At 31.3% G+C, this 8,611-nt stretch carries 13 protein-coding genes, 1 pseudogene and 1 riboswitch; of the genes and pseudogenes, 5 read left to right on the forward strand and 9 right to left on the reverse strand.

What is annotated here, in order from left to right; genetic code table 11:
- Positions 1-96 precede the first annotated feature (96 nt).
- Genes infA through rpsH form a run of 8 tightly spaced genes read right to left on the reverse strand, consistent with a single transcriptional unit; the run spans position 97 to position 4,272 of the window.
- The gene (gene infA, locus RT575_RS15310; protein ID WP_019974180.1) at positions 97-312 is read right to left on the reverse strand and encodes a translation initiation factor IF-1; all 216 of its coding nucleotides are present in this window, start codon (positions 310-312) and stop codon (positions 97-99) included.
- Positions 313-336: 24 nt separating this feature from the next.
- Entirely contained in the window at positions 337-1,707 is a 1,371-nt protein-coding gene (gene secY, locus RT575_RS15315; RefSeq protein ID WP_313582001.1) for a preprotein translocase subunit SecY, read from the reverse strand.
- Positions 1,708-1,722: 15 nt separating this feature from the next.
- Positions 1,723-2,178, reverse strand: coding sequence for a 50S ribosomal protein L15 (gene rplO, locus RT575_RS15320; RefSeq protein WP_313386105.1), 456 nt, complete (start codon positions 2,176-2,178; stop codon positions 1,723-1,725).
- A 28-nt stretch (positions 2,179-2,206) separates the two neighbouring features.
- Positions 2,207-2,386, reverse strand: coding sequence for a 50S ribosomal protein L30 (rpmD, locus tag RT575_RS15325; RefSeq protein ID WP_072928713.1), 180 nt, complete (start codon positions 2,384-2,386; stop codon positions 2,207-2,209).
- Between the two features lie 11 nt (positions 2,387-2,397).
- The gene (gene rpsE, locus RT575_RS15330; protein ID WP_409515961.1) at positions 2,398-2,919 is read right to left on the reverse strand and encodes a 30S ribosomal protein S5; all 522 of its coding nucleotides are present in this window, start codon (positions 2,917-2,919) and stop codon (positions 2,398-2,400) included.
- 16 nt (positions 2,920-2,935) lie between these two features.
- A complete protein-coding gene (gene rplR, locus RT575_RS15335; RefSeq protein WP_286474895.1) occupies positions 2,936-3,289 on the reverse strand; it encodes a 50S ribosomal protein L18 in 354 nt (117 codons plus the stop codon).
- A gap of 13 nt (positions 3,290-3,302) precedes the next feature.
- Positions 3,303-3,848 carry a 50S ribosomal protein L6 gene (gene rplF / locus RT575_RS15340; protein ID WP_291100069.1) on the reverse strand — a complete coding sequence of 182 codons (546 nt, stop codon included), beginning with the start codon at positions 3,846-3,848 and terminating at the stop codon, positions 3,303-3,305.
- Between the two features lie 22 nt (positions 3,849-3,870).
- Entirely contained in the window at positions 3,871-4,272 is a 402-nt protein-coding gene (rpsH, locus tag RT575_RS15345) for a 30S ribosomal protein S8 (protein ID WP_019974187.1), read from the reverse strand.
- A gap of 364 nt (positions 4,273-4,636) precedes the next feature.
- Positions 4,637-4,729: riboswitch (TPP riboswitch) on the forward strand.
- A gap of 62 nt (positions 4,730-4,791) precedes the next feature.
- Between rpsH and thiM the strand changes: the two genes are divergently transcribed.
- From thiM to RT575_RS15370, 5 genes are read left to right on the forward strand one after another with little or no spacing between them, the layout of a single operon-like run.
- On the forward strand, positions 4,792-5,595 hold the full coding sequence (gene thiM, locus RT575_RS15350) for a hydroxyethylthiazole kinase (RefSeq protein WP_313582011.1): 804 nt from the start codon (positions 4,792-4,794) through the stop codon (positions 5,593-5,595).
- Positions 5,585-6,229: a thiamine phosphate synthase gene (gene thiE, locus RT575_RS15355; protein ID WP_313582004.1), complete on the forward strand. Its 645-nt coding sequence runs from the start codon at positions 5,585-5,587 to the stop codon at positions 6,227-6,229. The genes thiM and thiE overlap by 11 nt, the downstream gene beginning before the upstream one ends.
- Positions 6,210-7,049, forward strand: a complete 840-nt coding sequence (gene thiD / locus RT575_RS15360; protein ID WP_313582006.1) for a bifunctional hydroxymethylpyrimidine kinase/phosphomethylpyrimidine kinase — start codon at positions 6,210-6,212, stop codon at positions 7,047-7,049. The genes thiE and thiD overlap by 20 nt, the downstream gene beginning before the upstream one ends.
- Positions 7,033-7,692: a thiaminase II gene (gene tenA / locus RT575_RS15365; protein WP_313582008.1), complete on the forward strand. Its 660-nt coding sequence runs from the start codon at positions 7,033-7,035 to the stop codon at positions 7,690-7,692. Before thiD ends, tenA begins: the two co-directional genes overlap by 17 nt.
- Positions 7,680-8,324, forward strand: coding sequence for an HAD family phosphatase (locus tag RT575_RS15370; protein WP_313582009.1), 645 nt, complete (start codon positions 7,680-7,682; stop codon positions 8,322-8,324). Before tenA ends, RT575_RS15370 begins: the two co-directional genes overlap by 13 nt.
- A gap of 180 nt (positions 8,325-8,504) precedes the next feature.
- Here the strand turns inward: RT575_RS15370 and RT575_RS15375 are convergent.
- Positions 8,505-8,611, reverse strand: a pseudogene (locus RT575_RS15375) (30S ribosomal protein S14); the annotation flags it as partial.

An 8,611-nucleotide genomic window follows, 5' to 3' on the forward strand; every position in this document is an offset into this window, starting at 1 on the left:
TGGATGCTCTAATTTTCATCTTTGTAAATTTATTTATAATCCGATAGAGTTAACGCCTAAACATTAACTCTACCACCAGTCGTTAAATTTTTTCTTTTAGTATCTATATGATATTCTACCTTTTGTTAAATCATAAGGAGACATCTCTATTTTAACTCTATCACCTGGTAGTAACTTAATATAATGCATACGCATTTTACCAGATATATTACATGTTACAACATGTCCATTTTCTAATTCGACACGGAACATTGCATTAGATAATGCTTCTGTAATCGTACCGTCTTGTTCAATATGTTTTTGTTTTGCCATAAATCTTTTTAATAAATATATAGTTTATATATCTCTTGAAGTTCGTCCTGATGACATTAGTCCATCATAACGGTGATTCAACAAATAAGTATTAATTTGCTGTACAGTATCTAAGATAACTCCCACCATAATTAACATTGACGTACCTCCAAAGAACATTGATAAACTTTGATCTACTCCTAATAATTTTACAATTGCAGGCAAAACAGCAAGCAAAGTTAATAAAATTGCTCCAGGTAAAGTAATTTTTGATAAAATTTCGTCTAAAAAATTTGCAGTTTCCTTTCCAGGACGTATTCCTGGAATGATTCCTCCATTACGTTTTAAATCTTCAGCCATTTGATTTACTGGAATTGTAATCGCAGTATAAAAATAAGTAAAGATAATAATAAGTAATCCGAAGATTAAATTATATTGCCACGTAAATGGATCAGCCATTTTTGCAAAAAATTGTTTTACAGAACTAGAATCATCTAAGAAATAATTTGCTAATGTACCTGGTAAAAACATAATTGCTTGCGCAAAAATAATTGGCATTACACCAGCAGCATTTACTTTTAGAGGAATATAAGAACGTACAGAATCTGTAACAGATCTCATATAAGAACTACTAGAAGTTTGTGCTCTTCTTACATATTGTACTGGTACTTTACGTACTGCTGCAACAATCATAATACACATTGCAATAACCAGGATTAAACCTAACATTTCTATCAAGAAGAAAATACCATTTGAAGGATCAACCTCAAAAGCATTAAATATTGCTTTTGGTAAATCGGCTAATATACCAACCATAATTAAAATTGATATACCATTACCTATTCCTTTGTCAGTAATTTTTTCTCCCATCCACATGGCAAAGATTGTCCCTGTAATTAAAATAATTGTTGAAGGAAACCAAAACCAAAAATTGGTTGGAGGAATAACATAGATAGCGTATGACGAAGTTGGGTCATAAGGTAAAATCTGAGAAGTTATCAAAGTTAAATATGCAGGTGCTTGTACCAAGCATATACCTATTGTTAACCATCTTGTAATTTGATTTACTTTATTACGTCCACTTTCACCTTCTTTTTGTAGTTTTTGGATGTAAGGTACTGCTAATCCCATCAATTGTACAACAATTGAAGCAGAGATATAAGGCATAATTCCTAACGCAAATACGGAAGCTCTTTTAAAAGAACCTCCGGTAAAAGAGTTTAATAATCCTAAAATTCCTGAATTTGCATTTTCTTGGTCTGCAACAAAACGATTAACCTCGTTAATATCGACACCTGGAAGTGGAATATGAGAACCGAATCTATAAACCAACAATAGAAGGATAGTTACAAGTAACTTATCCTTCAATTCTTTTATGCTCCAGATATTTTTTATGGTCTGTATAAACCCTTTCATCTATAAAATATATTCTTAAGCGTTAACTAATTCTACTTTACCTCCTGCTTTCTCAACAGCCTCTTGAGCTGATTGAGTAAATTTATCTGCAGTAACATTAACTTTAGCTTTTAACTCTCCACGACCTAATATTTTAACTAAGTCATTTTTATGAGCTAAACCTAATTTAACTAATGTTTCTTTGTTTAAAGTATCTGTGATTTTGTTATCATCAACTAATTGTTGAATTGTATCCAAATTGATTCCTGTATACTCAACTCTGTTGAAGTTTGTGAAACCAAATTTAGGTAAACGTCTTTGTAAAGGCATTTGTCCACCTTCGAATCCGATTTTTCTTGAATAACCAGAACGAGATTTAGCACCTTTGTGTCCACGACCTGCTGTTAAACCGTTTCCACTACCTTCACCTCTACCTTTACGGAATTTATTTTTTACTGAACCAGCTGCTGGTTTTAAATTACTTAAATTCATTTTAATAATTTTTAAAGGTTAAAAGCGATTAAGCTCTTTCTACTACTACTAAGTGTTGAATTTTACGGATCATTCCTTCTATTTGAGGAGTAGATTCATGTTCAACTACTTGATTCAACTTTTTTAATCCTAAAGCAACTAATGTAGCTTTTTGAGATTTATCACGGTTGATAGCACTACGTGTTTGTTTTACTCTTACTTTGCTCATGATACTTTTTTTTAACCGTTGAAAACTTTAGTTATAGAAATACCTCTTTGACGTGCAATTGTTTCTACTGAACGTAAGCTTAATAAAGCACGGAAAGTAGCTTTTACTGCGTTATGAGGGTTAGAAGAACCTTTTGATTTAGATAATACATCATGTACACCTACAGACTCTAATACTGCACGTACAGTACCACCTGCGATCACCCCTGTACCTTTTGCTGCTGGACGGATGAATACTTGCGCACCACCGAAACGAGCTTCTTGCTCATGAGGAATTGTATTATTAAATAATGGTACACGAACTAAGTTTTTCTTAGCATCTTCGATAGCTTTAGCGATAGCAGAAGCAACATCTTTAGATTTACCTAATCCAAAACCTACTACTCCATTTCCATCTCCTACTACTACGATTGCAGAGAAACCAAATGCTCTACCTCCTTTTGTTACTTTAGTAACACGTTGTACTCCAACTAAACGATCTTTTAAATCTAAACCTGTTGGTTTTACTCTTTCTACGTTTTTAAATCCTAACATAATTTCTTTCTCTTTTTTAGAATTTTAATCCACCTTCTCTAGCTCCATCAGCTAAAGCTTTGATTCTACCATGATACACGAAACCGTTACGATCAAAAACTACAGTTTCAATTCCTTTTGCAACAGCTTTAGCAGCTAATGCTTTACCAACTGATGCAGAAACTTCAGATTTTGTACCTTCTACAGCAACACCTTTTTCACGAGATGATGCAGAAGCTAAAGTTACTCCATTGTTATCGTCAATAATTTGAGCGTAAATTTCTTTGTTAGAACGGTAAACTGATAAACGAGGTTTAGTTTCTGTTCCAAAAATATTTCGACGCACGCGTCTTTTTATTTTTTGTCTTTTTTCTACTTTAGATAATGCCATTTTTCAATGATTTTTATGCAGATTTACCTGCTTTTCTTCTAATAATTTCTCCTACGAATTTAATTCCTTTTCCTTTGTAAGGCTCTGGCTTACGGTAAGAACGAATTTTCGCTACGATCATTCCTAATAATTGATTATCATGAGATGATAATGTAATAATAGGGTTTTTACCTTTTTCTGTTAAAGTTTCAACTTTAATTTCAACAGGTAATTCAATAACGATATTGTGAGAGAAACCTAATGACAAATCTAATTTTTGTCCGTTGTTAGATGCTCTATAACCAACACCAACTAATTCTAATTGTTTTTTGAAACCTTCTGTTACACCAGTAATCATGTTATTGATTAATGAACGGTATAAACCATGTAAAGCTTTGTTATCTTTAGAATCGTTTGGACGAACTACAGTTAAAACTCCGTCTTCGATTTTTAAATCAAATCCTTCTTTTAACTCTCTTGTCATTGTAATGTTGTTACCTTTTACAGTAACTACGTTATCTTTAAATTCAACAGTTGCTGCAGCAGGGATGTTGATATGTGCGTGTCCTATTCTTGACATAATTTCTTAATTTTTTAAAAGATTAATAAACAAAACATAAAACTTCACCACCTACATTCTCTTGACGAGCTTGTTTATCTGTCATCACACCTTTAGAAGTTGAGATGATAGCAACACCTAAACCGTTTAATACACGAGGTAATTCTTTAGATCCTGCGTATTGACGTAAACCTGGAGTTGAAGCTCTTTTGATTTTACGGATAGCTGGCTCTTTAGTAACTTTGTCGTACTTTAAAGCGATTTTGATTGTTCCTTGAGGTTGATCTTGTCCTTCGAATTTGTAGTTCAAGATGTAACCTTGTTCAAATAAGATCTTAGTGATCTCTTTTTTAATTTTAGATGCAGGGATTTCCACTACTTTGTGTCCTGCCATCATTGCATTTCTAACGCGAGTTAGAAAATCTGAAATTGGATCTGTATACATAATATAATTCTATAGTATAGCGCCGAAACACTACTTTTAAAATTAAACTTTAAATCTAAATGCACTATGCATTTGGGTTGCAAATATATGGTATATTTTTTAATTACAAACTATTAATAATATTTATTTTTATTCAATCCCTTTTATACTACCGCAATAGCGATTGAAGTGGAAATCCTTTTTCCATAGAAAAAGATTGTAACAAAAAGCGCGGACCGAAGGTATTGTCATAATTATTTTGAGAAAATTTGTAAAATAGTAAGATATAGAATAATTATTATTCAACATTTTTAATAGACCTAGTTATTTTAATATATTTTATAAATTTTAGTCTCTATTTATTGATTTATAATATTTATATTTGGATTGGCTTTAGAGGTATTCTGTGAAGAATTGAGAAATACTCTTAGAACCTGATTCAGTTCATACTGACGTAGGGAAAAGCAATATGTCTTTTTATTAATTATATTTTTTATATAATTCTCCTCTTTGGCCATTAATTTTTTTAAATATAAATTAATGGAAAATCAAATTATTGAAAACTTGCTGTTCGTTCGCAAGAAAAATCCCTTAGTACATAACATTACAAATTTTGTAGTTATGAACAATTCAGCCAATGCTCTTTTGGCTATTGGTGCTTCACCTGCAATGGCTCATGCTCATAAAGAAGTCAAAAACTTAGTAGAAATTGCAAATTCTGTCGTTATAAATATCGGGACAATTGACGAGTATTGGGCAGAAAGTAAATTAATCGCGGCTAAAAAAGCGAATAAAATTAATAAACCTTGGATTTTAGATCCTGTTGCTGCCGGAATTTCATCATTCAGAAATGATGTTCTTAAAGAATTATTAACTTATCGTCCTACTGTAATTAGAGGAAATGCCTCGGAAATTATGGCATTAGATTCTTTTGATAGCATACAAGGAAAAGGTGCTGATAGTGTTCATCAGAGCATTCAAGCAATTAATGCTGCAAAAAATATAAATCAAAAAACAGGAGCAATTATTTGTATCTCGGGCGTTTCAGATTTTGTTGTTTCGAATGATGAAATTTACGAAATAAAAAACGGACACGAAATGATGACCAAAGTTACAGGTTTGGGCTGTTCGGCAACCGCAGTAATTGGTGCTTTTATTGGGCTTAATGAAAATTCATTTATAGAAGCTCTTAGTGGCATGTCACTTTTTAGTTTAGCCGGAGAGTTAGCACAACTGAGAAGCACTGGACCTGGAAGCTTACAAACAAATTTATTAGATTGTCTATATCATCTTTCTGAAAATGATATAAAAAAACACTTAAAAATCAATAAATATGAAGATTAATCCTAATTTTCCTTATCCGTTGTATTTAGTAATTTCAGAAAAAGATTGTACACACTTACCTTGGTTAGAAGTTGCTGAACAAGCTATTTTAGGCGGAGTTGACATTATACAGTTAAGAGAAAAAGATTCTAATTTCGATACATTTTTACAAAAAGCCAATGATTTAAAAAAGTTAACAAATCATTACAACATACCTCTAATAATCAACGATTCTGTAGAAATTGCAATAGAAATAAAAAGTTTTGGAATACATGTTGGGCAAACCGATCACAAACCTTCAGAAATTAATAAAAACCCAAAAGCTCCTAAAACTATTGGTTGGTCAATTGAAACCATAGATCAACTAATTCCAGAAGAATTGGAATTTGTACAACACTTGGGAGTAGGAATCTATCCTACTCCAACAAAAACAAACTCTCTTTCGCAATGGGATTTAGACGGTTTACAATTTTTAAAATCTAAAACAGACAAACCACTAATTGCAATTGGCGGAATTAATAAAGGAAATATTGCTCAAGTTATACAAGCAGGTGCTGATAGTATTGCTGTTGTTTCTGCTATTTGTGCAAGCAAAAATCCTCTAAAATCTGCTCAACAATTAAAACAAATTATCCATGAAAACAGTTATTCATAAACCTATAAGTGTTCTTAGTATTGCTGGTTTCGACGGAAGTGGTGGTGCAGGAATACAAGCCGATACAAAAACTATTTCTGCACATGGTTGTTATGCAACCAATGTATTAACAGCATTACCTATACAAAATACTACTGGAGTAAAAAATATTTATGAACTACCAGCAAATGCAATACGCGAACAAATAAAATCTATTCTAGATGATATATATCCCGATGCTATAAAAATTGGAATGGTACATAGTATAGAATTAGTAGAAATTATTGCTGATGAACTGAAACATTATAACGGTCCTATTGTTTTTGACCCTGTTATGGTTTCTACAAGTGGACATCAATTAATAAAAGATGATACTATACTAGCATGTATAGAAAATTTATTTCCTATAGCAACCATTATTACTCCAAACCTAAACGAAGCTAGTATTTTAGTCAATGAAACAATAAACACAACTGAACTAATGTTAATTGCCGGAGAAAAAATACTGAACCTCAATTGTAAAAATGTTCTAATAAAGGGTGGACATTTAGAACAAAAGGAATTAATAAGTTACTTATTTCAGCAAAACAAGTCAACTACTACATTTACTTCTACAAAAATAATTACCAAAAACACACATGGTTCTGGTTGTACTCTATCATCAGCAATTGCTTCCAACCTTGCCATAGGACATCCACTTAAAGAAAGTGTAAAACTTGCACAAGAGTATGTAGAACAAGCTATATATGGAAGCAAAGATTTAATCATAGGTAAAGGCAATGGACCATTAAACCATCTATTCAACCCTCAAAAATTAAAAACAAATGAAATTTACAACTGAAGCTTGGGAGCAAATAACTCCAATTTATAATGATATTCTAGTAATGCCGTTTATTACCGAATTGCAAAACGGAAAATTACCAATAGAAAAATTTCAATACTATATGATGCAGGATGCAAAATATCTGGAACATTTTGGTAGAGTGTTAGCAGCTATTGGTTCCAAGTTAGAAGATAATCAGCAAGCGATAGATTTTTTTGATTTTGGAAAAAATGCTCTTATTGTAGAACGTGCCTTACACGAATATTATTTTGAACTTTTTGGTCTAGAAAAAAATCTGAAAATAGAAATAGAACCTATATGCCATCACTATACCCATTTCCTAAAAAGTACATTTGCTTTTGATTCTATAGAGGTTGCAGTGGCATCTATTTTACCATGTTTTTGGATTTATAAAAAAGTCGGTGATGAAATTTTAAAAAATCAAACAGAAAATAATAATCCCTACAACAAATGGATAGAAACATATAGTGGCGAAGAGTTCGCTGATGGAGTAACCAAAGCAATAAATTATGTAGATATCATTGCTGAAAAAACTACAACTACAGTTCGTACACAAATGCTAGAAGCCTTTACAAAAGCAAGTGAATTAGAATTCCTATTTTGGAATGCAGCATACAATACAATTACATGGAAAAGATAAAAGCTGTATTTTTTGATTTTGACGGCGTTATTGTCGACAGTTTATCATTTTGGGAAAATTTATTCAACAAAGTGATAAAAACATATCAATTAGACGTTACACCATTGTTGAAAAATGATGGAATTAATTTCACTACTCATGAAGCTATTGAAATAATGTTACAACATCAACAACGTTTTACAAAACATTTATACCAAGACATTATACACTGGACAGAAAAATTCTATACCGATAATTTTCATGACCATATAAAACTAAACGAACAAGCAATAGATGTATTAAAAACATTAAAATCGAATCATATTCAAATCATTCTTGTTTCCAATTCATCTAGACAGCAGATTGATTATGCATTTCAAGAATTTAATCTATCCAACTATTTTGATGATACTATATCAGCCGACGATGTAAAAAAAGGAAAACCAAATCCAGAGGGTTATCTGAAAGCATTAGAAAAAACAAACCGACTGAAAAATGAAGTTATAATAATAGAAGATTCTACAACTGGAATACAAACTGCAAAAAATGCAGGAATAAATTGTTTGATTTATAAAAATGAAAATTATGTAAATGAAAAAAATTATATTGATAATCTTAACGATATCTATAAATTAATAGAAATTAAAACTTAATTATTTTTTTTTATAAATATGAATTTGCAATAGTGATTGAAGCGATATCCTTTTATAAAAATATAGCAATAAATCACTGTGCAAAGCAATTGCCCAACTAAAAGTATACTCATTATTAAACAAAAAAATCCCTTACACATGTGTAAGGGATTTTATATTTAATAACTTATTGATAAAATATTACCAAGAAGCTTTTTTAACACCTGGGATTAACCCTTCGTTCGCCATTTCACGGAAAGTTACACGAGAGATCCCGAAAGTTCTCATGTATCCTCTTGGACGACCTG

This window comes from Chishuiella sp., from assembly GCF_032109125.1.
In the GTDB taxonomy this organism is placed as follows: Bacteria; Bacteroidota; Bacteroidia; order Flavobacteriales; family Weeksellaceae; genus Empedobacter.